Origin of the sequence: Rubellimicrobium arenae (genome assembly GCF_017916275.1) — a bacterium.
Classification (GTDB): domain Bacteria; phylum Pseudomonadota; class Alphaproteobacteria; order Rhodobacterales; family Rhodobacteraceae; genus Rubellimicrobium; species Rubellimicrobium arenae.
This window is the reverse complement of the sequence record NZ_JAFMST010000007.1, coordinates 153,778-178,385: the sequence shown is the minus strand read 5'-3', so window position 1 is coordinate 178,385 and position 24,608 is coordinate 153,778. Positions and strand designations below refer to the sequence as shown.

Below are 24,608 nucleotides of genomic sequence, written 5' to 3'. Positions count from 1 at the left end.
AGAATTTCCGGTGTGCTGGAACCGTGCAAGCAGATCGTCGGATTTGACAACAATGCGCCATAAATTCGCCGTGAACATCCCGCAGCGAGGAACTTAGCCAGCCCTCCCGTCCGGCTTGGTTGGGTTTGGGCTGGAGCAAGACCAACAATTCATTCCGGGAAGGGAAGCCCATGTTTACGAATATACTTCGCGCCGCGGGGCTTGCCGCCGCGCTCGCTCTGACGCCGCTGGCGGCCAGCGCATTGGTGATAAATCCATACAACACCATCGGCTACGGCGACGTCGCAGGTGACAACGTCGCCGACGTTGCGGGCCCGTACGACAGCTGGGATTTCGGCGCCATGTTCAACCCCGCCGACAGCGGCGGATCCTTTCAATGGGTGTTCACCAACACCGGCAATGTGGCGCGCAGCGTCGGGATCGGCTTTACGGTCAAGGAAGTCTCTGCCTTCTTCCAAGGAGGCCTGCAGGTCTTCGTTGGCAATTTGAAGATCCTTGACACCAAGGCACGCGACAAAACCACGGCGGAAGCAGGCGTCAGTTTCAACCTTGAATCTGGCCAAGAAACGCTCGTCAGGGTTGTTTACGGCGCAACCACCGGCACCGGTACGCGTCCGCGGACCGAGTTCACTTTCGGTGCGACCACTCCCGCCCCTGAGGATTACAAAGTGATCGATCCCGTGGCCGCCGTGCCGGTGCCAGCGAGCGCCGGGCTTCTGGTGACCGGGCTTGTCGGCCTCGCCGGGCTGCGCCGCCGTCGCAAGGCCGCCTGAGCGGAACGACAAGGGTCGTGGCCTCGTGCCGCGGCCCGGTTCCGGGCCGGGTGACCGGTCCGCCCTCAGCCCCGCGCGAGCGGGGCTTTTTCATGCCTGCGCCCCTCCGGTCAGGGCACGGGCGCCCAGATCACCTCGTCGATGCGGGGCGCGCCGGTCGCGAGCATGACCAGCCGGTCGAAACCCAGCGCGATGCCGGAGGCGGGCGGCATATGGGCGAGCGCGGCGAGGAAGTCCTCGTCGAGCGGGTAGGTCTCGCCATAGACGCGGGCCTTTTCGGCCATCTCGGCCTCGAAGCGGCGGCGCTGCTCGGCCGGGTCCGTGAGCTCCCCGAACCCGTTCGCCAGCTCCACCCCGCAGGCGTAAAGCTCGAACCGCTCGGCCACGCGGGGGTCGTCGGGGGCCTTGCGGGCCAGCGCGGCCTCGGCCGAGGGATAGCGGTCGAGGATCGTGGGACGGCCATGGCCCAGATGGGGCTCCACGCGGGTCGTCAGCACCTTGGACAGGATGTCGGACCAGGTGTCGTCCGGCGAGGTGGGCTGCCCGGCGGCGTGGGCCTGCGCGCGCAGGGCCCCGGCGTCGGTCGAGCCGTCGAGACGGATCGTGGCAAGGAGGTCGAGGCCCGCGTGACGCCCGAAGGCTTCGGCGACGGACAGGCGCTCGGGCTCGGCGAAGGGATCGCAGGCGCGGTCGCGGAACCTCAGGACGGAAGCGCCCGCCGCCTCGGCGGCCATGCCGAGGATCGCGGCGCAGTCCCTCATCAGCACCTCGTAGGGCTCCCCCACCCGATACCATTCGAGCATGGTGAACTCGGGGTGGTGCAGGGGCCCGCGCTCCCGGTTGCGCCAGACATGGGCAAAGCCGAAGAGCCGCCGTTCGCCCGCCGCGAGCAGCTTCTTGAGCGCGAACTCGGGGCTCGTGTGCAGGTACAGGGTGCGGGGCTGTCCGTCGTTGCCGATGGCCTGGGTGGCGAAGGCATGGAGATGCGCCTCGTTCCCGGGGCTCGCCTGGAGCGCGGACGGGTCGGTCTCGAGGAAGTCCTGGTCGAGGAACCAGCCGCGGAGCCGCGCCTGGAGCCGGTTCCGGGCGAGGAGGAGGGGGCGGCGCGTGTCGTGCCGCGATGGGGTCCACCAGGGGTCGGTCATGCGGGCATCCTCTGGCGGATTCGGGCGGGATGCGCTAGGGGGCCACGCGATGCGTCCCGGATGCTGGGGTTCCGACGATTCTCTTGCGGGAATCCTGGCTCCCGCGCGGGGCCGACCCATCGATACCCAAGGATCACACCGTGAAAGTCATCGCTTCCTCGCTCCGCAAGGGCAACGTTCTCGAGATCGACGGCAAGCTTTATGCCGTGATGACGGTCTCGAACTTCCACCCCGGCAAGGGCACGCCGACCACCTCCGCCGACCTCCGCCGTCTGTCGGACGGCGTGAAGGTGTCCGAGCGCTGGCGCACGGTCGAGCAGGTCGAGCGCGTGAACGTCGACGAGCGGGAGTACGACTTCCTTTACGAGGATGGCGAGGGCTTCCACTTCATGCAGCCCGAATCCTACGAGCAGGTGACCGTGGGCGCCGACCTGATCGGCGACGACAAGGTCTATCTGCAGGAAGGGATGCGCGTGTTCCTCAAGACCTACGAGGGCGCGGCCGTGGGGATCGAGTATCCCCAGAAGATCACCGTCGAGATCACCGAGACCGAGCCCGTGGTGAAGGGCCAGACGGCCTCCTCGTCCTACAAGCCGGCGATGACCGGGAACGGGATCCGCGTGATGGTGCCGCCGCATATCGGCGTGGGCACGCGGATCATCATCAACACCGAGGACAACTCCTACGTGAGCCGCGCCCAGGACTGAGGTCCCGCGCGCCCCGGACGGACAGGAAAGGCGCCCTTCGGGGCGCCTTTTGCATGTCGGGCCACTAAACGGGGCCGGGGCGCGGCTCGTGGTCCGTCGACGGGGGTGGGAAAAGCGCGGCCGGAGGCTGGACAGGGTGGGGCTTGGCCGTCCATCTCCGGCCGCGACGACGAGGCGCGCGGGGACGTCGTGGTGCGCGACCCCCACCAACCATGGCATCATGACAGTCCCGTGACGGACCGGCGCGACCCATCCGGGTGGGGGGCATCATGGGCGGGCAGCCGCCGGTCGGGGCGGGCAAGGATCGACGGCTGGAAGCGCCCGGGGACCGATCCCCGGGCCGCAGGGGTCAGCGGCGGTCGCGGAAGGCGTAGACGGCCAGCGTGAGGACCATCCAGCTCAGCCCGGCGAACAGCGCCGTCAGGGCGGTCGTGGCCCAGTGCTGGGGATACTCGGCCCGTTCGGCCAGCGTGGGCTCGATATGGGCGGCAAGGTAGCGGCTTTGCTGGCGACCCTTGGCCAGGGCCGCGTCATAGGAGGCCAGCGCGGCCAGGTAGGCCCGCTGCGCGAACTCCTGGTCCACGGCAAGGCCTTCGTACTGGGCCACGAGGTCGGCATAGTCGCCGGAATTGCCCGGCGCCGTGCCGAGCACGCTGTCCGGGCCGTCGCGCGTGTCGGCGGCGCCATCCTGGGAGCCCAGGCCGAACTTGGCCCGCTCCTGCTCGATCCGCGCCTGAATGACGTCCACGCGGGCCAGGGTCTGCTCGACGCGCGGGTCGCTGTCGGGCGCGCTCTCGCGGAGGAGGTCGAGCTCGATGAGCTGCTGGGCGAGCTGCGCCTGGAGCGAGGACAGGAGGCCCATCTGGCTTTGGATGTCGGCGGTCGGGTCGACGATCTGGTTGGTGCTGCGGAAGCGGGTCATCGCCTCGCGCGCCGACTTGAGCCGCGCCACGGCTTCGTCCAGCTCCTGGCGGGCGAGGTGGGTGGTGTCGGTGAGGGCGATGTCGCTCAGCTTGTTGATGAGGGTCTGCGACTCCTCGTAGATGGCCTGGGACACGCGTTGGGCGTCCTCGGGCGTGAAGGCCTGGACCTGCACGTCCAGGAGGCCCGTGGTGGTGTCGTTGTACACGGACACCATGCGGTTCCAGTACGCCTCGAGATCCTCGATGGTGCCCGGGGGATGGTAGGCGAAGATCGGGTCGCGGTCCGGGTCGCCCTTGGCCCAGAGCGCGCGGAGGTCCAGCCGGGCGTCGAGCGCCAAAACGATCTCGCGCGACTGGATGTAGCGGTAAAGGATGTCGGTGTCCTTGGACGAGGAGCCCCCACCCGCGAGGTTGGCGAGCCCGCCCAGGACATCGATCGCGGAGCCCATCTCCTCGGTCCGGACGGAGAAGCCGACCTCGGAGGTGTAGCGGGGGGAGGCGCGTTCCCACAGGTACCAGGCCACCACCGCAGTGGGGACCACGACCAGGAGGACGAAGCTCAGGAGCACGGCCCAGTGGCGTCCGCGCGGCTGCGCGACCTCGGCGGGGCGCGGCACGGGCTGGGGCGGCGGCGGGGCGGCCAGGACGGGTCCGCGCACCGGAGCGGCGGGCGCAGGCTCGGCACGCACCACCTTGGGCGCCCCGTTGGGCTTGGCCTTCCCCTCCGGTCCGCCGCGGGCGGCCTTGAGCGCGCGCTGATGGGCGCGGCGGGCCTCGAGGGCCTCGGCCGACAGGACGGCGGCCTTCCGTGGCGGCGCGGATTCGGCCGGGGCCTCCGCCGCTGGGGGCGGAAGGGCGTCCGGCGCAGCGGCAGGCGGGGTGACCTCGGACTCGTCTGCGGAGATATCGCGGATCGAGGGCGAGTCGGCGGGTCCTGGCGGGGTCATGATCACCTGGGCTGCTGTGTGGGATCGAGGGACCTTGAGGGTCGAGCCGACGGCACAGCGGCACCGCCGGATCGGGGTAAACTCCGATGTGCGACTTTATAGGGCCGTTGCAAGGATGACCAGAGATGACGGTGGAGCCGTGGCGGGGCCGTCACATCGTGTCGCGAATGGGGCTGTGACGTCCAGCCCCGCAGGCTAGGCTCGCTCGAAACGGCCAAAGGGAGGAGCCATCGTGGGGTCTGGGGTCGCCATCGTCACCGGGGCAGGGACGGGCGTGGGGCGGGCGGTGGCCCGCTCGCTGGTGCAGGCGGGCTGGCGCGTGGCCTTCGTGGGCCGGCGGGAGGAGCTGCTGCGCGCGGCGGTGGAGGAGGCGGGCGGCGGCCTTGCGCTGGCCTGCGACGTGACCGACCCCGCGCAGGTCGAGGCCATGGTGGGCCGTGTCGTGGCCGAGTGGGGGCGGCTGGACCTCCTCTTCAACAACGCCGGACGCGGCTTCAAGGCCGCCACCATCGACGAGACGCCGGTGGAGGAATGGCTCGATGTCGTGGCGGTGAACCTGACGGGGAGCTTCCTGTGCGCCCGCGCCGCCTTTGCCCAGATGCGCCGGCAGGAGCCCCGGGGCGGGCGGATCGTCAACAACGGCTCGGTCAGCGCGCAGGCGCCCCGGCCCGGCTCGGTGGCCTACACCGCGACCAAGCACGCGATCACCGGGCTGACCAAGAGCCTGTCGCTGGACGGGCGTCCCTTTGACATCGCCTGCGGGCAGATCGACATCGGCAACGCCCTGACCGAGATGGCGCAGCAGATGACCATCGGCGTGCCGCAGGCCGACGGCAGCATCCGCGCCGAGCCGACCATCGACCCGCAGGTGGTGGCGGACGCGGTGCTTTACATGGCGGGGCTGCCCTTGTCGGCCAACGTCCAGTTCATGACGGTGATGGCGACCAAGATGCCGCTGGTGGGGAGGGGCTGAGCGATGCGGATCCTTGTGACCGGCGCGGCCGGGATGATCGGGCAAAAGCTGGTGCAGCGGCTTCTGGCGGACGATGGCCTGGGCGTGCACCCGATCGAAGGGCTGGTGCTGCACGATGTGGTGCGTCCGCAGGCCGATTCGCCGCTGGTGACCGCGCTGGAGGGGGACCTGTCGGCCGAGGGTGCCGCCGAGGCGCTGATCGCGCACCGGCCGGACCTGATCGTCCACCTCGCGGGCGTGGTGTCCGGGGAGGCCGAGCGGAACTTCGACCTCGGGTACAAGGTGAACCTCGACGGCACGCGCGAGCTGCTGGAGGCGGCCCGCAGGGCGGGGCTCGCGCCGCGGGTCGTCTATGCCTCGACCGAGGCGGTGTTCGGCGGGCCCTTTCCGGACGTGATCCCGGACGACTTCGCGCCGCAGCCGCTCACCTCCTATGGGACGCAGAAGCTGATCGGCGAGGCGCTGGTCAACGACTACTCGCGCCGGGGGGTTGTCGACGGGGTGTCGATCCGCTTTCCGACGATCTGCGTCCGGCCCGGCAAGCCCAACGCGGCGGCGAGCGGGTTCTTTTCCGGCATCATCCGGGAGCCGCTGGTGGGCCTGCCCGCCGTGCTGCCGGTGCCGCGCGACGTCGTGCACACCATGGCGAGCCCGCGGGCGGCGGTGAACTTCATCCTGCGCGCCGCGACCATGGACACCGCGCCTCTGGGCGGGCGGCGCGCGGTGACGCCGCCGGGGGTGGCCGTCTCGGTGGCCGAGGAGATCGAGGCGCTGCGCAAGGTCGCGGGCGAGAAGGCCGTGGCGCTGATCGAGGAGCGGCCCGATCCCGCCGTCTGGGCCATCGTGCAGACCTGGGCCAAGGCCTTCGAGGCCCGGCGCGGCCGCGAGCTGGGCTTCGAGGCCGAGTCGAGCTTCGAGGAGATCCTGCGCGTCCACGTGGAGGACGAGCTGGGCGGGCGCATCCCGGTGGCCGAGGGCGCCTGATCCGCCCGCCGGTCAGACCGGGCTGAGGAGCGGCGTTCCGGCGAAGTGCGCGGCGATGTTGTCGAGGACCATCTTCGACATCGCGTCGCGCGTGTCCCGGGTGGCCGAGCCGATGTGCGGCGTCAGCACCACGTTCGGGAGCCGCGTCAGCCGGGGATCGGGCTGCGGCTCGTTCCACATGACATCGAGGCCGGCGCCGCCGAGCCGGCCCGCCTCGAGCGCCTCGATCAGGGCGGGCTCGTCCACGACGCTGCCGCGGGCGACGTTGACGAGGACGCCCTCGGGACCCAGCGCCGCCAGCACGGCGGTCGAGACCATGTTCTTCGTCTCGGCCCCGCCGGGGACGACGACCATCAGGATGTCGGAGCGTTCCGCCAGTCGGACGAGGTCGGGCTCGTGTGGGTAGGGGACGTCTTTGGGGTGGCGGGTGGTGTAGGCGATTTCGAGGCCGAACGCCTCGGCCCGCCGGGCGATGGCGGTGCCGATGGTGCCCAGGCCCAGGATGCCCAGCGTCCTGCCGCGCAGCGCCCGGCCCAGGGGAAACTCCCCGTCGGCCCAATCGCCCGACCGGACGTGACGTTCGAGCGCCGGCAGGTTCTTCCAGGCGGCGAGGAGCAGCATCATCGCGACGTCCGCGACCTCGTCCGCCAGGGCCGGGGCCGGGTTGGTGAGCGGGATGCCCCGGGCGCGCAGGGCCGCGCGGTCGATCCCCTCGAGCCCCGCCGAAGAGGAGGCGACGAGGCGGAGCGCCGGAAGCCCGTCGATCTGGGCGGCGGTCAGGCCCTTGTGGCCGTCGGTCACCACCGCGGCGATCCGGGGCGCGACCTCGCGCAGCAGCGCGTCCGGGTCGGGCGCGGTGTCGAGGCGGTGAACCTCGTAGGTCGCCTCCAGCTCGGACTGGCGGGCGTCGACGAGAAGGGGGCGGAGGACCAGGATCGCGGGCTTGCTCATGCGGGCACCTTGCGGCGGCGCGCGCGTTCGCGCCAGAGGGTGAAGAGGCCCGCCCCGACGACGATGGCGGCGCCGATCACGGTGGTGGCGTGCAGCGTTTCGCCGAAGACGGTGACGCCGATCGCCGAAGCGAAGACCAGCTGGAGATAGGCGAAAGGCTGGACCGTCGAGGCCTCGGCCACCTCGTAGACCTTGATGAGCAGCCAATGGCCGGCGACGCCGGACAGGCACAGGAGCGCCATCATCGCCCAGTCGCCGGCGGCCATCGGCTGCCAATGGAACATCCCCACGGCCGTCATCGCCACGGCCCCCCCGACGCCGGTCCAGAAGAAGCTGGTGGCGGAGCTGTCCCTGCGCCCGGCCAGACGGGTGAGAAGGCCATAGAGCGCGAACATGAACGCCCCGGCGAGGGCGACCAGCGCCCCCGAATCGAAGACCGCGACTCCGGGCCTCAGGATCACCAGGATGCCGAGGAAGCCCACGCCGATGGCGGTCCAGCGGCGCCAGCCGACCGTTTCGCCCAGGACCGGTCCCGACAGAGCCGCGATGATGAGCGGGCAGGCCGCGAAGATGGCGTGGCTCTGCGCCAGCCCGAGGAGGGTGAAGGCATAGATCGTCACGCAGATCTCGGCCACGAGGAGGACGGCGCGGACGATCTGCAGGAACGGCTGCGACGTCGCGGCCGCCGCCCGGACCGACCCCTGCTGCGCCCGGCCGAGCAGGATCACGAAGGCCGCGAAGAACCAGAAGCGGACCATCACGACCATGTAGACGTTCGTGGCTTCGGCCAAGTGGCGCGACAGGCCGTCCTGCATCGAGAAGATGAAGGAGGTCAGCGCCATGAGCGCGATGCCCAGGCGGGCGTCGTTGCGCTGGAGGGGCGGGGCGGTGGTGACGGCGGTCATGACGGGGCCCTCGCGGTGGTCATGTGGCGCTTGGTGCCGAAGCCGGGGCGGCGCTCGACGGTGAGGCCCGCCTCGGCGAGCGCGCGGCGGACATGGCCCGCGGCGGTGTAGGTGGCCAGCCTGCCCCCGGGGGCGAGCTTGGCCGCGACGGCATGGAGCAGCGCGGGCTCCCACATCTCGGGGTTCTTGGCGGGCGAGAAGCCGTCGAGATAGGCCGCGTCCGCCGGTCCCGGCCAAGCGGGCAGGGTCGCGCGGGCGTCGCCCTCGACGATGGTGAGCGTGAGGGGGCCGAAGGTCCAGGGCCCCGGGCCCCGGAGGGCCTGGGCGAGCTCGGCCGCCTCGGATGCGATCCCGGGGAAGGCGGCGAGGGCCCGGGCGCGGTCCTCGGGCGACATGGGGAAGGCTTCGAAGCTGGTGTAGTGGACCGGTCCCGCCACCTGCGCCGCGCGGGCGGCCCGGAGCGTCACCAGGAAGTTGAGGCCGGTGCCGAAGCCCAGTTCGAGGATCCGGAAGCCGGGGCGGAAGCGGGCGGGCAGGTCGTTCCCCGCGAGGAAGACATGGCGCGTTTCCTCGAGCCCCCCTTGCAGCGAGAAGTAGGGGTCGTCGAAGCGGCGCGAGACAGGGATGTCCTCGCGCCAGTCGATGGGGGCGGTCTGGTCCGGCATGGGGGAACCGTGCTTGAAGGCCCGGGCGGTATGGGCGTGGGGGGCGGGAATGGCAAGGATCGACGTGACCATCCGGGGGGCCGGGGTGCTGGGCCTTGCCGTGGCCTGGGCCTGCGCGGACCGGGGCGCCCGGGTCCGGGTGATCGACCCGGGCGGCGTCGGAGCGGGGGCGAGCGGCGGCTTGGTCGGCGCCTTGTCGCCCCATGTGCCCGAGGGGTGGGACGAGGCGAAGGCCGCGCAGCTCGAAAGCCTGCTGATGCAGGGGGCCTTCTGGGCGCGCGTGCGGGAGGCGGGCGGCGTGGACCCGGGCTATGCCCGGACGGGACGGCTGATGCCGGTGGCCGACGCCAAGGGGATCGAGATCGCGCGCCGGCGGGGCGAGGCCGCCCGCGACCTTTGGCGGGGCGAAGCCCGTTGGGAGGTGGTTCCGGCACCCGAGGGCTGGGCGCCGGTCTCGGGCTCGGGCCTGGTGGTGCGGGATACGCTGGCCGCGCGGGTGGCGCCACGTCGGGCGCTGGCGGCTCTGGTCGCGGCGGTCCGGGCGCGGGGCGGAGAGGTCCTGCGGGACGGCGCCGAGGCCGGCCCGCTGGTGCTGGCCACGGGCGTCGCGGGCCTGGGCGGCGCGGGGGTGAAAGGGCAGGCGGCGCTGCTCCGGCTTCCGGGGGTGGAGGGCTGCCCGCAGGTCTATGCGGGGGGGATCTACGTGGTGCCGCACGCCGATGGCACCGTGGCGGTGGGCTCGACGGCGGAGAAGACGTGGGAGGACCCCGTCTCGACCGACGAAAAGCTGGAGGAGGTGATCGCCCGGGCGCGCGCGTTGGTTCCGGCGCTGGGCGACGCGCCGGTCATCGAGCGCTGGGCGGCGGTTCGGCCCCGCGCGGCCACGGGAGCCCTGTGGCTGGGTGAGGAGCGGCCCGGGGTCTTTCTGGCGAACGGCGGGTTCCGGACCGGATTCGGCATGGCGCCGCTGGTCGGGCGGCTGATGGCGGACCTGATCCTGGATGGGCAGGATGCGATCCCGTCCGCGTTCCGGGCCGGCGGATGACCGGATTCCGGCCCCCCGCCCTGTCCCTGGCAGGGGGCCGCGTCCCGGAGGCGCATCCCTGGCCCGGTCGTCCTGCCGGGCTTCTTGTTGGGATCCTGCGCCGTCTGCCGCCCGCGGTTGCCTGTGATCCCGGGGCCTGAGTCGGGCCTGTTTCCCGCACAGGAGTTAATGAAAGGTTTACGCCGGCCATGGACGGGTGTGGCGGCTTGCCGCGCCCCGCCCGGTGGACCAAGGTGCGCCCGAATCGAACGGAGGTGATCCATGCGGCACGGTGGGCAGATCCTGGCGGACCAACTGCGGCTGCACGGCGTGCGGCGCGTGTTCTCGGTTCCGGGGGAAAGCTTCCTGGCCGCGCTGGACGGGCTGCACGGCAGCGGCATCGCCAACGTCGTCTGCCGCCAGGAAGGGGGCGCCGCGATGATGGCCGAGGCGCAGGGCAAGATGACCGGCGAGCCGGGGATCTGCTTCGTGACGCGCGGGCCGGGGGCCACCAACGCGGCGGCGGGTGTGCATGTGGCGCGCCAGGATTCGACGCCCCTGATCCTGTTCATCGGGCAGATCGACACCGGGCACCGCGACCGCGAGGCGTTCCAGGAGGTCGACTTCCGCGCGATGTTCGGGCCTTTGGCCAAATGGGCGGCCGAGATCGACTCGGTGGAGCGGATCCCGGAATACATCGGCCGCGCCTTTGCGGTCGCCACCTCGGGGCGGCCGGGGCCGGTGGTGCTGGCCCTGCCCGAGGACATGCTGAGCCGCGCGGCCCAGGTGCCGGACCGGCCGGGACGGTTCCCGCGGCTGGCTGGGGACCTGACCGCTCCGGCCCGGCTGGTGATGGAGGCGCTGCGTGGCGCGTCGCGGCCCCTCGTGGTCGTCGGGGGGCCGCACTGGTCCGCCGATGCGGCGGCGGACCTCGCGCGGTTCGCCGAGGCGCAGGGGCTTCCGGTGGCCTGCTCGTTCCGGCGGCAGGACTACATGGACAACCGGCATCCGAACTACGTGGGCGACCTCAACGTGGGCCCGTCGCCACGTCTGGCCGCCCGTCTGCGCGAGGCGGACGCGCTGCTCGTGCTCGGGTCGCGGCTGGGCGATATCGCGACGCAGGGCTACACCCTGCTCGACCCCCGCCACCACGGGAAGCGGCTGTTCCATGTCCATGCCGATCCCGACGAGCCGGGTCACGTCTGGCGGCCCGAGTTCGCCATCACCGCCGAGGCTCCCGCCTTCGTCAGGGCGCTGGCGGACCTGTCGCCGATGGGCGCGGACTGGGACGAATGGACCCGCGCCGCCCGCGCCGACTACGACTGGTGGCGCAGCCCGCAGCCGACCCCCGGCGCCGTCCGGCAGGAAGAGGTCATCCGCTGGCTGTCCGAAACCCTGCCCGAGGACGCGGTCCTGACCAACGGGGCGGGAAACTTCGCGGCCTTCCTGCACCGCTACTTCGTCTACAAGGGCTATCGCACGCAGCTCGCCCCCACCTCCGGAAGCATGGGATACGGCTTTCCGGCGGCCGTGGCGGCCTCGCTGGAGCACCCGGGGCGCGTGGTGGTCTGCGTGGCCGGGGACGGCGACTTCCAGATGACCCTGAACGAGATGAGCACCGCCGTGCAGCACGGCGCCTGCCCGATCGTGGTGGTGATGAACAACGGCCGCTATGGCACGATCCGGATGCACCAGGAGCGGACCTATCCGGGCCGGGTCTCGGGCACGGACCTCGCGAACCCGGACTATGCCATGCTGGCCCGCGCTTATGGCGGCCACGGGGAAACGGTCACCCGGGGCGAGGATTTCCCCGACGCCCTCGCACGGGCGCGGGCCTCGGGCACCGTCGCCGTCATCGAGTGCCGGGTGGATTCGGAAGCACTCACCCCCTCGCAGACCCTTGCTGCGGCGCGGGAGCAAGGGATGCGGGCGCAGGGCTGAGCGGAAGGGCCTCCGGCTCAGGGGATCAGGCGTGCCATCCGAAGCTGGTCGGCGGTGACGGCCGGGAGGTCGGGCGGTAGGTCGGCTGGGGCGAACGCGCGCACCTCCTCGACCTCCAGCGACCAGGCGGGCGGGGCGTAGGTGACGCCGCGGATCAGGTAAAGCTGCGCGATGCCCCGCCGGTGGTCGGGCCTGTGGTGGAACTCTCCGACCCGCTCCACGGCGGCATGGCCGGTGAGCCCGATCTCCTCGCGCAGCTCGCGCAGGACGGCCTCCTGCGGATCCTCGCCGCGCTTGAGCCCGCCCCCCGGCAGCCGCCAGCCCTTGGCATAGGTGAGCCGCACGAGGATCAGGTCCCCGCGCTCGGTCAAGGGGATGGCATGGACCCCGAAGGACAGGGGCCGGGTCACGAACCACAAGGCCCGGCGGCTCGCCTGGAAGGAGGAGACCGCTGCCCGGATCAGCCCTCTGGCCACGACGTTCATGCACTCACCTGTCCGTTTGCCCCGGGGCCCGCGCAGGGCGCGATGGCCGTTTGCAGGTCCACAAGGGCCGCCGCCACGCCGATGCTCAGAACTCCACCCCGGGCTGGGCCTTCACGCCCGACCGGAACGGGTGCTTGATCAGCTCCATCTCGGTCACGAGATCGGCCTGCTCGATCAGGCGTTCATGGGCGTTGCGGCCGGTCAGGACGACATGGGTGGTCGCGGGCTTCTCGTCGCGCAGAAAGGCCAGCACGTCATCGAGCGGAATGTAGTCGTAGCGGAGCGCGATGTTGATCTCGTCCAGGACGATCATGCGGTTCGCGGGGTCGCGGATCAGCTCCTTGGCCTTCTCCCAGGCCTTGGTCGCCGCCGCCACGTCGCGGGCACGGTCCTGGGTTTCCCAGGTGAAGCCCTCGCCCATGGTGTGGAACTCGCAAAGGTCCCCGAAATGCGCCTGGATCAGGTCGCGCTCCCCGGTGTGCATCGCGCCCTTGATGAACTGGACCACGGCGCAGTGCATGTCGTGGGCGATGCAGCGGAAGATCATGCCGAAGGCGGCGGAGGACTTTCCCTTGCCCTTGCCGGTATGGACGATGACGAGGCCCTTTTCCTCGGTCTTGGTGGCCATGATCTTGTCGCGGGCGGCCTTCTTCTTGGCCATCTTGCTGGCGTGGCGGGCCTCGTCCGATGTTTCGGCGGGCGTCTCGGGCGTCGTGTCGTCCATGGGGGTCACTCGCTTTTCGAACCAGACGGAGGTGGGGCGGTCGTAGCCCTCGTGCGTCTCGCGGTGGGTTTCCTGGAACCCCTCGGAGCGAAACAGCGCGTGGTTGCCGGTAAGCTCCACCCGGCAGCCAAGGGTGATGCGGGGCCGGCCCAGGGCACGGGCGCGCGACTCCGCATGCCGGAGGAGGGCGCGGGCGTGGCCCTGCCGGCGGTGATCCGGATGGACCGCCAGACGGCCGGCATACAGCGCGTCCTCGCGCGGGGTCAGGATCACCACGGCCGCGAGGGGGTCGCCCAAGGCCCAAACCTCGCCGTCGGTGGCCAGGCGCACGAGGTCTCCATCGGCCATGCGGTGCAGGGAGGACGGCGGGTCGATGAGCCCGTCGATATCGGCGAAGGCCCGGCGGATCAGGGGCAGGACCTGCGACAAGGCCGGGTCGGACGGCAGGATGCGGCGCGGCCCGGTCACGGGGCGGAGCCGTTCACGGGACGGCCATCAAGCCGCTTGGCCAGGAAGATGCGGGCCTGCCCCGGCGGGTAGTCGGGGATGCGGCCGACCTCCTCAAACCCCAGCCGGGCGTAGAAGCCCGGAGCCTGGAAGCTGTAGGTGTCGAGCCAGAGGCCCAGGCAGTCGCGCCGCCGCGCCTCCTCCTCGATGGCCTGCATGAGGCGGGTGCCCACGCCGCTGCCGCGTGCCTCTGGGGCGACGCCCAGGAGATGGAGAAACAGCCAGCGCTGGGTGATGCGCGCGGTGAGGCCACCCTGCCAGCGGTCGCCCTCCCAGGCCTCGAGCGCGATCTCCTCGGGCGTGAAGGGCAGGCCGGTGGCCTCGGCCTCGGAAAAGATCACCTGGAGGATGCGGTCGCGGACCGGCGCGTCGGCCGGGACGGCGCGGATCTCAGGCGGCATGGCGAAGCTCCTCGATGCGGGCGCGGGCGGAGTTGGAGCGGGGGGTCCAGAGGCCGCGGTCGATGGCCTCCTGCAGGCGGTCCGCGATCTCGCGCAGGGCGGCGGGGTTGTGGTCGGCGATGAACTGGCGGACGTGGTCGTCCTCCAGGAAGGCCTGCTCGACGGCGTCGAAGTGGTGGTTGCGGACGGCGTGGGTCGTGGCGGCGAAGGCGAAGAGATAGTCCACCGTGGCCGCGATCTCGAAGGCGCCCTTGTAGCCGTGGCGCATGACGCCGGCGATCCACTTGGGGTTCACGACGCGGGAGCGGAGGACGCGGGCGACCTCCTCGTCGAGGGTGCGGATCACGGGCCGTTCGGGGCGGGAATGGTCGTTGTGGTAGGCGGGAACGGGGGCGCCGCGCAGCGTCTCGATGGCGGCCAGCGCCCCGCCCTCGAACTGGTAATAGTCGTCGGAGTCGAGGAGGTCGTGCTCGCGGTTGTCCTGGTTCTGGACGACGGCGTCGGCGCTGCGGAGGCGCGTGGCGAAGCCGTCGCGGTCGGGCTTGCCCTCGGCGTGGGCGCCATAAGCGTAGCCGCCCCATTCGAGGTAGCTGTTTCCGAGATCGGCGCGGTCGGACCAGACGCGTTCGTCGATGAGGGCCTGGAGCCCCGCCCCGTAGGCGCCGGGCTTCGAGCCATAAACGCGGGACGCCGACTCCCCGGCGCGGGCCCGGGCGGCGGCGGGGTTCATCTCCTCGGGCTCGTCGAGGGCTTGGACGGCCCGCGCGGCGCTGTCGAAGAGCGCCACGAGTTGCGGGAAGGCGTCGCGGAAGAAGCCAGATATGCGGAGCGTGACGTCGACGCGGGGGCGGTCGAGGAGCGTAAGGGGCAGCACCTCGAAGCCGGTGACGCGGCCCGACATCGGCTCCCAGGTGGGCTTGACGCCCATCAGGGCCAATCCTTGCGCAATGTCGTCGCCCCCCGTCCGCATGTTGGCGGTGCCCCAGGCGGTCAGGAGGAGCGAGCGCGGGTAGTCGCCCTGGTCCTGGAGGTGACGCTCGACCAGCAGTTCGGCGCTGGCGCGACCCAGGGTCCAGGCGGCGGGGGTGGGCAGCGCGCGGGCGTCTACGGAGAAGAAGTTGCGCCCCGTGGGAAGGACGTCGGGGCGGCCACGCGTGGGGGCTCCGGACGGGCCGGGCGCGATGGCGCGACCGTCGAGGGCGGTGAGGAGAGCCTCGGTTTCGGCGGGGCCGCAGGCGGCGATCCGGGGGATCAGCGTGTCGCGGAGTTCCCCGAGGACGGCGGTCGAGGCGGGCCCGGGAGCTTGGGCGGTGCCGTCGAGGAGGGCGATGGACAGGAGTTCCAGCCGTTCCACGGTGTCGCCCTGGGTGCGCCAAGGGTCCTGGGTCAGGCGCAGCGCCTCGGGGCGCGGGCCGGTCCAGGGGGCGGCCATCTCGGGGGTGAGTGGGTCGAAAGGCAGCCCGAGGTCGGAGGCCAGGGTGCGGAGGAGCGAGGCGTTGCCGCCGCGCGGGACGCGGGCCAGCGCGATGGCAAGGTCGCGGGCGAGGGGGCCCTGGGGGCTCTGGCCAAAGACGTGCAGACCGTCGCGGATCTGTGCTTCCTTGAGGTCGCAGAGCCAAGCGTCCAGCTTTTGTATGTCGCCTTGATCCGTTAGTCCGGCGTCGGCGGCTAGTCCGGTCGCCTGCGCGGTGGTGACGATCTCGCGTTTCAGGTGGTCGGCGCGGCGCGGGTCGGTGGCCTGCGCCTGCGCGAGTTCGTCCAGCAGCACCTCCAGATCACGAAGCGGGCCGTAGGTCTCGGCCCGCGTGAGGGGCGGCGTCAGGTGATCGAGGATGACGGCCTGGGCGCGGCGCTTGGCCTGCGTGCCCTCGCCCGGGTCGTTGACGATGAAGGGGTAGATGTGGGGGAGCGGGCCCAGCGCGATCTCGGGCCAGCACTCGGACGACAGCGCCACGGCCTTGCCGGGCAGCCATTCGAGGTTGCCGTGCTTGCCCATGTGGATCAGCGCGTGGGCGCCGAACGCCTCGCGAAGCCAGAGATAGAAGGCGAGGTAGTGGTGCGGCGGCACGAGGTCCGGGGCGTGGTAGGTCGCCTTGGGATCGATGTCGTAGCCTCGCGAGGGCTGGAGCGCGACGACCGCGTGGCCAAGGCGATGGATCGACAGGGCGAAGGCGTCCCCGTCGAGGTAGGGGTCGGCTTCGGGCGCGCCCCAGCGGTCGGTGACCTGGAGCTTCACCTCCCACGGGAGGGCGTCGAACCAGCGGCGGTAAGTGGCAAGAGGGAGGCGTTCGCCCCCTTGCTTGTCCTTGCGGTCGGGGAGCCAGTTGGTGGGGCCCGCGAGGAGGCGGGCCATGAGGGCGCCGGAGTCCGGTGGCGCCTCCACGCTGTAGCCGGCGTCGCGCAGGAGGCGCAGGGCGTGAACCGTCGAGGCGGGGGTGTCGAGGCCGACGCCGTTCGCGAGGCGGCCATCCTTGTTGGGGTAGTTGGCAAGGACGAGCGCGACCTTGCGGTCAGGCACTGGGGTGGTGCGGAGCCTCGCCCAGTTCGCGGCGAGGTCGGCCACGAAGCGGATGCGGTCGGCCTTGGGGGTGTAGGTGACGATGGGGCACTGGGTGGCCTCGTCGAAGTGGGCCTCGTCCTTGAAGGAGACCGCGCGGGTCAGGAGGCGGCCGTCCAGTTCGGGCAGGGCCACGTTCATGGCGATGTCGGTGGCGGAAAGGCCGCGCGTGCCGCTGCCCCACTGCTCCTCGCTGGAGCCCGAGAAGACGACCTGGAGGACCGGCGCGCCGTTGGCCTGAGGCGAGGCGAGGGGGTTGTCGCCGGGGGTCTCGGGCGTGCCGACGGCGAAGGAGGTCGCGTTGAGGATGACGGTCGGGGGTGCGTCCTGGAACAGCGCGGCGAGGGTGGCGCGGCTGAGGGGGTCCTTGAGGGAGGCGACATAGATGGGGAGCGGGTTGAGGCCCTGCCGCAGGAGCGCGCGGGTGAGGTGGGCGACGGGAGCGGTCGCGCCGGACTGCATCAGCGCGCGGTAGAAGACGAGAGGGACAACGGGAGCGCCCTCGGTCCAGTAGCCCTGGATCGTAGCGAGGTCGGCGTCGCCCTGACCCGGCCAGAAGGGCGCGGCCTTGAGAAGAGGCTTGGCGGCGGAGGGCGCTTCGGTTCCGTCGAGCATCGCCTTGGCATGGAGGAGGAAATGCCGGGCGTTCTCCAGCCCGCCTTCGACGAGATAGGCCCAGAGTGCGGCGTAGTCGGCGTCGGATACGGTGGACAGGGCGCGCAACTCGCCATCCGGCTTGTCGTCGCCGGGCAGCGCCACGAAAGGGACGCCCGCGGCGTGCAGCGCGGCGGAGTACTGGGCCAAGCCATAGCGCCAATAGCCTGCGCCACCCAGGATGCGGGCGACGACGACGCGGGACCTGCTCGCGCATTGGTCGAGGTGGAGGTCCACCGACAGCGGATGCGCGAGGTTCTGCAGGCTCCAGAGCCGCAGGGTCGGGCCCTCGGGCGTCTCGCCATGGGCGGCCGAGAGAAGGGCCAGTTCGCTGTCGGCGGCGCTGAGCACCACCAGATCGGCGGGCGTCTGGCGGGGATCGACGGGTTGCGCGCCGGTGTCGAGCGCGCCGGGGGTGGCGGCGAGGAGATGCATCAGGCGAGGTCTGGACTATATCGGCGGGCTGGGGCAAGCCTTCGGCCCCCGAAGGAGACGCGCGAATGGCCGACTACAGCAAGCAGAAGAGCGGAAAGCCGCAGAAGAACCGCCCGCCGCACAGGGAGCACAACGAGCCCGGCGGCCCGGCGAACCCGTTCGGCAAGCGCGGGGACAAGGCGGCCCTTCTGGAACGGATGCGGGCCAACCTCCAGAAGGAGAAAGGCCAGGAGGACATCGAGGAGCCCTCGGTGCGCACCGAGGGCGATGCCTGAGGGCTGGACGGGTCCCGTCCCGAGCCGGCCATGGACCCTCACAGGCGCTTTTCCATGAAGACGGAGTGTGGCCCTTCGACGTAGTCGCCGAAGGGACCGCAGTCCGTGAACCCGTGGCGGCGGTAGAGCCGGTGGGCCGGATAAAGGTCGTCGCCGGTCTCAAGCCGCAGGACGGGGAGCCCCGAGGCGCGGGCGCGATCCTCCAACGCAGCAAGCAGCGCCGCGCCAAGGCCCGTTCCCCGCGCGGCGGGGTCCACGAACATCGACTTCACCTCGCCGTAGTCGCCCATCCGGGCAAGCGCTATGCAACCTTGCGGCTGGCCGTCCACCTCGGCGATCCAGAAGTCGATATGGGGCTGCGCGAGCTCGTCGATGGACAGATAATGGTTGTGCTCGGGCGGGTAGAGGGAAGAGAGGTAAGCGTGGCTGGCCCCCAGGAGGGCCCGGCCTTCCCCGGATCGGGGGTCGCCCGACCTCACCACGACCTGACGGACTGCCGGACTCATCCCCGGAGGGCGGCTTCGATGGCGGCGCGATCGAGGCCGGCTTCGCCGATCACCACGAGCCTGGACTCGCGCGGGGCGGCTCCCCAGGGGCGGTCGAAGTAGGTCTCGATCCGGGGGCCGGCGGCCTGGACGGTTAGGCGCAGGGGCTTGCCCGCAACGGCGACGAAGCCCTTGAGGCGCAGGATGTCGTGCGCCTTGATCGCGTCCGCGAGGCGCGCGGTCAGGGCAGGGACGTCCGACACCTCGGGGAGGTCGAGGACGAAGCTCTCGAACTCGTCGTGGTCGTGGTCCTCATCTTCGTTGTCATGGTGGGGGGCGGAGCGGGTCGCCATGTCGGATTCAGCGGCGGCGTTGATGCCAAGGAGGACGTCGAGCGGCAGCGCGCCCTTGTGCGCCTTGAGGATGCGCGCGCCCGGGCGCGCCTCGGCCAGGAGGCGCTGCGCGACCTCCTCGACCTCGCCTTCGCCAAGGAGGTCGGTCTTGTTGAGCACGATCATGTCGGCGCAGGCGATCTGATCCTCGAAGAGTTCCGAGAGCGGCGTCTCGTGGTCGATGGAGTCGTCCGACTCGCGCTGGGCCTGCACCGCATCCTCGTCCTCGGCAAAGCGGCCCTCGGCCACGGCCTTGCCGTCCACGACGGTAACGACGCCGTCCACCGTCACCTTGGTCGAGATCCCCGGCCAGGCGAAGGCGCGCACCAGCGGCTGGGGCAGCGCAAGGCCCGAGGTCTCGATCACGATATGGTCGGGCTTCTGGTCGCGGGCGAGCAGCTTCTCCATGGTGGGAAGGAAGTCGTCGGCCACGGTGCAGCAGATGCAGCCGTTCGACAGTTCGATGATGTCGTCGGGGCCGCAGCAGCCCTTGAGCAGGTCGCCGTCGACGCCAGTCTCGCCGAACTCGTTGATGACGAGGGCGATGCGGCGGCCATCGGCGTTGTCGAGCAGGTGGCGGATCATGGTGGTCTTGCCGCTGCCGAGGAAGCCGGTGATGACGGTGGCGGGAATCTTCTGGGGCATCGGGGGCTCCGGGGCGTTGGGGACGGAATTGGGCGATCGCATAACAGTCTGCGCGACGTGCCGCGAGGGGGCGGGGGCGAAGCTGGCCGATCACCTCGCCGCCGCAGGGATCGAAGTGCGGCTGGTGGAGTGCCTGAACGCCTGCGGCGCGCCCCTTGCTCTTGCCGTCACGGGGGAGGGGAAGGCCACCTACCTGTTCGCGGGGGTCGATCCCGCGACGCAGGCCGAGGAGGTCGTGGCCTTCGCCGGATTGTACCGGGACGCGCCCCGCGGCGAGATCGCGGACGCCCGGCCGGCCGGGCGCCTGCGGTTCTGCCTGCGGGGCCGCATCCCCGACTAGGCGGGCACCCGGGCCGGCGCCCGCCGGGACAGGGCACCCGTCAGGGCACCCAGGACGGCCCAGGACAGGACAGCCACCCCCAGCGACCGCGTGGCGAAGGCGGCCGCGAGGCCCGGCGGCACGAGGCCCTCGTGCGATGGCGGCTGCGGCGCCCCCAGGAGGTGCGGCACGAGGATCAGCGCCACCCCGAGCAGCGGAGTCGTCGCGCCCCGCCCGAAGGCCAGCGCGGCGAGCCCGGTCGCCGTCGAGGCGGCGCAGAGCGCCCACCACATCTGCCGGGCCGCCAGATCCGCCGAAACGGTGCCCGGAAGCTCGGGCGGGAGGCCCACGGCCGGGGCAAGCTGGACGGCGGCGAAGCCTGCCAGCCCCCAGAGGACGCCCGTGCGCGCCGAGGGGACGTGGCCCGCCCGTTCGGCCGCCGCCATGCCGGCCCCGAGCACCAGCCCGAAGCCCGCATAGGCCACGAGGGTCATGGCAATCGTGCCGAAGCTGCGGGACAGGCCGCTGGCGTCCTCATGGACATGGCCCGCGTCGGCCAGCCCTTCGGCCCCATCGTGGTCGTGGGCGCCGTGGTCATGGGCCGTGCCATCCCCGGCGTGGCTGTGCGCCGGGCCTTCGAAGGCTTCGGCCTGCAGGATCAGGGGCGTCAGCGTCCAAAGGTTCAGGGCCGCGGCGAGCAGGCCCGCCGCGAGACCGGCGATCAGCGCGCCGGACAGGATCCGCGATGTCACTGGACGTTCAGTGGCAGGGGAAGGCGATGGCGTGGCGCTGGTCGTGCGCGGCGTCGTGCAGCGCGGTCGCGTTGGCAAAGCCCGCGACGAAGATCAGCGACAGGCCGAGCAGGGCCGCCGCCGCGATGGAAAGGGTCTGCGAATCGAGGCGCGCGCGCGCGATCGAGAAGAACATGGTCCAGGCTCCTGTCCCGTCACACCCGACGGGGTTGGCGTTTCTCCTGCATGGCAGGTCTCCTGGCTCGCGGGTCGCTGCGCCTCGCCGCCTTCCCGGAGCGCAAAGCCCCAGTGGCACGTTGACGGGCGCTCGCCGCTGACAGTCGCGGGGGCGGCTGCGGGCGGGTCCCCCCGGGCTGGGTCGGGTCCTTCCGCATTCCCTGTTCGTCCCCTGCCGCCTCGGGCGGTAGGCGGGGAACCATGCAGGTGTCGTTGTGCGCAGGCGGCTTCCGACCGTCAAGCACGAATGCGACGCATCCGTGCCATAGCCCGCCGCTGGCTGGACCGCAGGGGGCTGCCAGGGCATGGCGCGGGGATAGGTCCGGACCCGGACCCGAGTTGACTTGGAGCCTCGCAGGCTGGCAGGGTGCGGCCCGCATCGGCCAGGACCCCTCATGCGCCTCACGCGGCTGCGTCTCAACGGCTTCAAGAGCTTTGCCGACCCGACGGAGCTGGCCATCGCGCCAGGGCTGACGGGGGTCGTGGGGCCGAACGGGTGCGGCAAGTCGAACCTCCTCGAGGCGCTGCGCTGGGTCATGGGCGAGACGCGGCCCACGCAGATGCGGGGCAGCGGCATGGAGGACGTGATCTTCGCCGGCACCTCGCGCCGGGGCGCCCGGGCCCAGGCCGAGGTCGTGCTTGCCTTCGAAAAGGACGGAAAGGAGACGGAGCTGGTCCGCCGCATCACCCGCGACGGGGGCTCGGCCTACCGGCTGGGCGGCAAGGAGGCCCGGGCCAGGGACATCCAGGTCATGTTCGCGGACGCGGCGTCCGGGGCGCAGTCGCCGGCGCTGGTGCGGCAGGGCCAGATCTCCGAGCTGATCGGCCAGAAGCCCAACGCTCGCCGTCGTGTGATCGAGGAGGCGGCCGGGGTGGCCGGCCTGCAGGCGCGGCGGGGCGAGGCGTCGCAGCGGCTCAACGCGGCCGAGGAGAACCTCCGGAAGCTGGGCGAGGTGACGGGGGCGCTGGCCGACCGGCTGAGGGCGCTCGAACGGCAGGCGCGGAACGCGGCACGCTTCCGCGAGGTCGCGGCGGCGATCCGGGTCGCCGAGGCGCAACTCCTCTGGCGCGCCTACGAGGCGGCCGAAGCCGCTCTTGCGGCGGCGGAGGGCGAGGCCCGCACGCGCGCGGCGCTGGCAGCCCGGGCAGAGGACGAGGCCTTTGCCGCGGCGGACCGGCGCGCCTCGGCCGAGCAGGTGTTGCCGCCGCTGCGTGCACAGGTGGCCGAAGCCGCGCAGGAGGTCACCCGTCTTCGCGGCCAGGCCGAGGCGCAGGCCCAGGACGCGCGACGGGCGGCGCAGCGCGTGGCCGAACTGGAAGCCGCGGCCCGGGACGTGGCCCGCGACGAGGCCCGCGAGACCGGTCTCGGACGTGAAGCGGCGGACACCCTGGCGCGGTTGAGGGCCGAGGCCGCCCGGCTGGAATCGGCGGGCGAGGGCGAGGCTGAGGCGCTGGCCCGCGTCGCCGCCGACGCCGAAGCGGCGGGCGAGGCCTTGCGCGACGCCGAAGCCGCCATGGTCGAGGCCACCGAGGTGGCCGCCCGTCTGACGGCCGAAGTCGAGGCGGCGGTGCGACGGCGGCAGGAGCTGATCCGTGCGCGGGACCGGGCCGTGGCCGAAGCGGCCCGGGCCGCCTCTGGCGTCGCGGCCGCCGAGGAGGCTCTGAGCCGGGTTGCCGCGCAGGGGGACCAGGCCGCGCAGATGGCCGAGCAGGCCGAGGCGGCGCTGGCCGCTGCGGACGGCGGTCTGGCCGGGGCCGAGGCCGCGCTCGGGTCCCTGCGCGAACGGGATGCCACGGCCCGCGCCGCGGCGGCCGAAGCTCAGGCGCGGGCCGCGGGGCTCGCGGCGGAAGCGCGGGCCTTGGCTCGGATGGTGGCGGCGGACGGCTCCCGCAAGGGGCAGGTGGCCGAAGGGCTCCGGATCCCGGAGGGCCTGGAGGCCGCCGTCGCGGTGGCGCTCGGGCGCGAGATGCGGGCGCCGGTGGTCGAGGACGGCTCGGGGTGGCGGCGGCTGCCGCCCTTCGAGACGGCGCCTCCCCTGCCGGGCGGGATGCCAGTGCTGTCGGACCTCGTGGAGGCCCCGCCCGAGCTGGCGCGGCGGCTGTCGCAGGTCGGGCTGGTCGCGGCCGAGGACGGCGGGCGGCTTTGGCCCCGGCTCGGGCCCGGGCAAAGGCTCGTGTCGCGCGAAGGGGACCTGTGGCGCTGGGACGGCTTCGGGGTGAGTGCCGCCGATGCCGCGGAGGCGGCTCAGGAGGCCGAGGCGATGCGCCGCGCCGCGCGTCTTCCCTTTCTCGAGGCCGGGGCGGACGACGCGGCCGAGAGGGCCGAGGAGGCCAAGGCCGCGCAGGAGGATGCGGCCCGGGCCTTGGCGCAGGGGCTGTCCCGGGCCGACGACGCGCGGGCTGCGCGCCGGTCCGCCGAACAGAAGGCGCAGGACGCCATGCGGGCGGCTGGAAAGGCGGACGCGGACGGGGTCCTCGCGCGGGCCAGGGCCGAGGCCGCACGCGACGCGTTGGTCCGGACCGAGACAGAGTTGAAGGCCGCCGACGCCAGCCTGGCCGAGGCGGAGGGCCTGTGCGCGAGCCTGCCCGATCCGGCCGCGGCCCGGGCCCGGGCGTCCGAGGCCAGCGCCCGGGCCTCTGCGGCCCGAGCCACGCTCCTGTCCGCCCGCGCGGCCGACGAGGAGCGGCGGCGCGCGGCGCAGGGACGGGTGCGGCGGCTGTCGGACATCGGCCGCGAGGAGGGGCTCTGGAGCGGCCGGCACGAGGCGGCCCTGGCCCGCGCCGAGGATCTGGCAGCCCGCCGCGAGCGGCTGCACGAGGAGATCGACGAGGCCCGCGAAGAGCCCGAGCGGATCGCGGCGCGCGCCCTGGACCTCTCGGACGCCCTGGCGCGGGCCGAGGCGGCGCGGCGGGAGGCGGAGGCTCGCCTGGCGGAGGCCGAGGTCGCGTTGCGGGCCGCCCAGGACGCGGAACGTGCGGCCGAGCGGTCGGCCTCCGCGGCGCGGGAGGTGCGGGCCGGGGCGGAGGTCGCGCGGTCGGCGGCGGCGGATGCGGCGGCGGCGGCGGCGGTCCGCATCCGGGAGGAGCGGGACCTGACCCCGCGCGAACTGCTCGACACGCTGGGCGACCCCCGGTCCATCCCGGCCGAAGGCGCCGCGCAGTCCGAGCTCGCCGCCCTTCGCCGCAAGCGCGACGCCATCGGCCCGGTGAACCTGCGCGCCGAGGAGGACGCCCGCGCCCTGCGCGAGGAGCAGGACGGCCTCCTGCGCGAGAGCGAAGACCTGACCGCCGCGATCGGCGAGCTGCGCAAGGCCTTGGGCGCCCTCAATCGCGAAGGGCGGGAGCGGATGCATGGCGCCTTTGCCCGGGTGAACGCCGAGTTCCAGCGCCTGTTCAGGAGCTTGTTCGGCGGCGGCGAGGCGCGGCTCGCCTGGGTGGACGGCGACGATCCGCTGGAGGCGGGGGTCGAGATCATGGCCCAGCCCCCCGGCAAGACGCTGGGGACCTTGTCGCTCCTGTCAGGGGGCGAGCAGACGCTGACGGCCCTCGCTCTCATCTTCGCGGTCTTCCTGGTGGCCCCCGCGCCGGTCTGCGTGCTGGACGAGGTGGATGCCCCGCTCGACGACGCCAATGTGGGGCGGTTCTGCGACCTGCTGGAAGCGATGACCCGGGAAACGCAGACGCGCTTTCTGGTCATCACTCACCATGCGGTCACGATGGCCCGGATGGATCGCCTTTACGGCGTCACCATGGCCGAGCGCGGGGTGAGCCAGCTGGTGAGCGTGGACCTGCGCGCCGCCGAGGCGATGGTGGCCTGACAGGG

Annotated in this window: 22 protein-coding genes, 1 pseudogene and 1 riboswitch; of the genes and pseudogenes, 9 read left to right on the top strand and 14 right to left on the bottom strand. The window is 72.2% G+C overall.

Annotation, left to right across the window (positions count from 1 at the left end; genetic code table 11):
- Positions 1 to 170 precede the first annotated feature (170 nt).
- Positions 171 to 773, top strand: a complete 603-nt coding sequence (locus J3P31_RS12720; protein WP_210528848.1) for a VPLPA-CTERM sorting domain-containing protein — start codon at positions 171 to 173, stop codon at positions 771 to 773.
- A gap of 110 nt (positions 774 to 883) precedes the next feature.
- On the opposite strand, the gene epmA is transcribed toward J3P31_RS12720, so the two are convergent.
- Positions 884 to 1,918, bottom strand: coding sequence for an EF-P lysine aminoacylase EpmA (gene epmA, locus J3P31_RS12715; RefSeq protein ID WP_210528847.1), 1,035 nt, complete (start codon positions 1,916 to 1,918; stop codon positions 884 to 886).
- Between the two features lie 140 nt (positions 1,919 to 2,058).
- Here epmA and efp point away from each other — a divergent pair, with 140 nt between their 5' ends.
- Positions 2,059 to 2,625 (top strand): elongation factor P, encoded by a 567-nt coding sequence (gene efp, locus J3P31_RS12710; protein WP_210528846.1) that lies wholly within the window; start codon positions 2,059 to 2,061, stop codon positions 2,623 to 2,625.
- A gap of 349 nt (positions 2,626 to 2,974) precedes the next feature.
- Here efp and J3P31_RS12705 read toward each other — a convergent pair whose 3' ends face one another.
- Positions 2,975 to 4,495, bottom strand: a complete 1,521-nt coding sequence (locus tag J3P31_RS12705; RefSeq protein ID WP_210528845.1) for a KpsE/RkpR family capsule polysaccharide export protein — start codon at positions 4,493 to 4,495, stop codon at positions 2,975 to 2,977.
- Positions 4,496 to 4,727: 232 nt separating this feature from the next.
- On the opposite strand from J3P31_RS12705, the gene J3P31_RS12700 reads away from it, so the two are divergent.
- A complete protein-coding gene (locus J3P31_RS12700) occupies positions 4,728 to 5,468 on the top strand; it encodes an SDR family oxidoreductase (RefSeq protein ID WP_210528844.1) in 741 nt (246 codons plus the stop codon).
- A 3-nt stretch (positions 5,469 to 5,471) separates the two neighbouring features.
- On the top strand, positions 5,472 to 6,452 hold the full coding sequence (gene denD, locus J3P31_RS12695; protein WP_210528843.1) for a D-erythronate dehydrogenase: 981 nt from the start codon (positions 5,472 to 5,474) through the stop codon (positions 6,450 to 6,452).
- A gap of 12 nt (positions 6,453 to 6,464) precedes the next feature.
- Here denD and J3P31_RS12690 read toward each other — a convergent pair whose 3' ends face one another.
- Genes J3P31_RS12690 through mnmC2 form a run of 3 tightly spaced genes read right to left on the bottom strand, consistent with a single transcriptional unit; the run spans position 6,465 to position 8,973 of the window.
- Positions 6,465 to 7,403 carry a 2-hydroxyacid dehydrogenase gene (locus J3P31_RS12690; RefSeq protein WP_210528842.1) on the bottom strand — a complete coding sequence of 313 codons (939 nt, stop codon included), beginning with the start codon at positions 7,401 to 7,403 and terminating at the stop codon, positions 6,465 to 6,467.
- Positions 7,400 to 8,308, bottom strand: coding sequence for a DMT family transporter (locus tag J3P31_RS12685; RefSeq protein ID WP_210528841.1), 909 nt, complete (start codon positions 8,306 to 8,308; stop codon positions 7,400 to 7,402). The genes J3P31_RS12690 and J3P31_RS12685 overlap by 4 nt, the downstream gene beginning before the upstream one ends.
- Positions 8,305 to 8,973 (bottom strand): tRNA (5-methylaminomethyl-2-thiouridine)(34)-methyltransferase MnmC2, encoded by a 669-nt coding sequence (gene mnmC2 / locus J3P31_RS12680; protein ID WP_246849485.1) that lies wholly within the window; start codon positions 8,971 to 8,973, stop codon positions 8,305 to 8,307. The genes J3P31_RS12685 and mnmC2 overlap by 4 nt, the downstream gene beginning before the upstream one ends.
- 49 nt (positions 8,974 to 9,022) lie before the next feature.
- Here mnmC2 and J3P31_RS12675 point away from each other — a divergent pair, with 49 nt between their 5' ends.
- Together J3P31_RS12675 and J3P31_RS12670 are read left to right on the top strand one after the other, a co-directional pair.
- Positions 9,023 to 10,018, top strand: coding sequence for an NAD(P)/FAD-dependent oxidoreductase (locus tag J3P31_RS12675; protein ID WP_210528839.1), 996 nt, complete (start codon positions 9,023 to 9,025; stop codon positions 10,016 to 10,018).
- 261 nt (positions 10,019 to 10,279) lie between these two features.
- Positions 10,280 to 11,938, top strand: a complete 1,659-nt coding sequence (locus tag J3P31_RS12670; RefSeq protein ID WP_210528838.1) for a thiamine pyrophosphate-binding protein — start codon at positions 10,280 to 10,282, stop codon at positions 11,936 to 11,938.
- A gap of 17 nt (positions 11,939 to 11,955) precedes the next feature.
- On the opposite strand, the gene J3P31_RS12665 is transcribed toward J3P31_RS12670, so the two are convergent.
- The 5 genes and pseudogenes from J3P31_RS12665 to cobN all read right to left on the bottom strand — a co-directional run bounded on the left by J3P31_RS12665 (position 11,956) and on the right by cobN (position 17,701).
- The gene (locus tag J3P31_RS12665) at positions 11,956 to 12,423 is read right to left on the bottom strand and encodes an NUDIX domain-containing protein (protein WP_210528837.1); all 468 of its coding nucleotides are present in this window, start codon (positions 12,421 to 12,423) and stop codon (positions 11,956 to 11,958) included.
- An 85-nt stretch (positions 12,424 to 12,508) separates the two neighbouring features.
- The gene (gene cobO / locus J3P31_RS21405; protein WP_246849504.1) at positions 12,509 to 13,147 is read right to left on the bottom strand and encodes a cob(I)yrinic acid a,c-diamide adenosyltransferase; all 639 of its coding nucleotides are present in this window, start codon (positions 13,145 to 13,147) and stop codon (positions 12,509 to 12,511) included.
- Positions 13,148 to 13,228: 81 nt separating this feature from the next.
- A pseudogene (locus tag J3P31_RS21400) lies at positions 13,229 to 13,495 on the bottom strand (GNAT family N-acetyltransferase); the annotation flags it as partial.
- Between the two features lie 116 nt (positions 13,496 to 13,611).
- Positions 13,612 to 14,055 carry a GNAT family N-acetyltransferase gene (locus tag J3P31_RS12655; protein WP_210528835.1) on the bottom strand — a complete coding sequence of 148 codons (444 nt, stop codon included), beginning with the start codon at positions 14,053 to 14,055 and terminating at the stop codon, positions 13,612 to 13,614.
- The gene (gene cobN, locus J3P31_RS12650; RefSeq protein ID WP_210528834.1) at positions 14,045 to 17,701 is read right to left on the bottom strand and encodes a cobaltochelatase subunit CobN; all 3,657 of its coding nucleotides are present in this window, start codon (positions 17,699 to 17,701) and stop codon (positions 14,045 to 14,047) included. Before cobN ends, J3P31_RS12655 begins: the two co-directional genes overlap by 11 nt.
- A 65-nt stretch (positions 17,702 to 17,766) precedes the next feature.
- Here cobN and J3P31_RS12645 point away from each other — a divergent pair, with 65 nt between their 5' ends.
- A complete protein-coding gene (locus J3P31_RS12645) occupies positions 17,767 to 17,976 on the top strand; it encodes a hypothetical protein (protein WP_210528833.1) in 210 nt (69 codons plus the stop codon).
- A gap of 38 nt (positions 17,977 to 18,014) precedes the next feature.
- Here J3P31_RS12645 and J3P31_RS12640 read toward each other — a convergent pair whose 3' ends face one another.
- Complete coding sequence (locus J3P31_RS12640; RefSeq protein WP_210528832.1) at positions 18,015 to 18,482, bottom strand: GNAT family N-acetyltransferase; 468 nt, start codon at positions 18,480 to 18,482, stop codon at positions 18,015 to 18,017.
- Positions 18,479 to 19,498, bottom strand: coding sequence for a cobalamin biosynthesis protein CobW (gene cobW / locus J3P31_RS12635; RefSeq protein WP_210528831.1), 1,020 nt, complete (start codon positions 19,496 to 19,498; stop codon positions 18,479 to 18,481). Before cobW ends, J3P31_RS12640 begins: the two co-directional genes overlap by 4 nt.
- On the opposite strand from cobW, the gene J3P31_RS12630 reads away from it, so the two are divergent.
- Complete coding sequence (locus J3P31_RS12630; RefSeq protein WP_210528830.1) at positions 19,470 to 19,838, top strand: DUF1636 family protein; 369 nt, start codon at positions 19,470 to 19,472, stop codon at positions 19,836 to 19,838. The genes cobW and J3P31_RS12630 overlap by 29 nt on opposite strands.
- On the opposite strand, the gene J3P31_RS12625 is transcribed toward J3P31_RS12630, so the two are convergent.
- Together J3P31_RS12625 and J3P31_RS12620 are read right to left on the bottom strand one after the other, a co-directional pair.
- A complete protein-coding gene (locus J3P31_RS12625) occupies positions 19,835 to 20,569 on the bottom strand; it encodes a CbtA family protein (RefSeq protein ID WP_210528829.1) in 735 nt (244 codons plus the stop codon). The genes J3P31_RS12630 and J3P31_RS12625 overlap by 4 nt on opposite strands.
- 7 nt (positions 20,570 to 20,576) lie before the next feature.
- Entirely contained in the window at positions 20,577 to 20,744 is a 168-nt protein-coding gene (locus J3P31_RS12620; RefSeq protein ID WP_210528828.1) for a CbtB domain-containing protein, read from the bottom strand.
- Positions 20,745 to 20,779: 35 nt separating this feature from the next.
- Positions 20,780 to 21,004, bottom strand: a riboswitch (cobalamin riboswitch).
- Positions 21,005 to 21,180: 176 nt separating this feature from the next.
- Here J3P31_RS12620 and smc point away from each other — a divergent pair.
- Positions 21,181 to 24,603 (top strand): chromosome segregation protein SMC, encoded by a 3,423-nt coding sequence (gene smc / locus J3P31_RS12615; RefSeq protein ID WP_210528826.1) that lies wholly within the window; start codon positions 21,181 to 21,183, stop codon positions 24,601 to 24,603.
- Positions 24,604 to 24,608 lie beyond the last annotated feature (5 nt).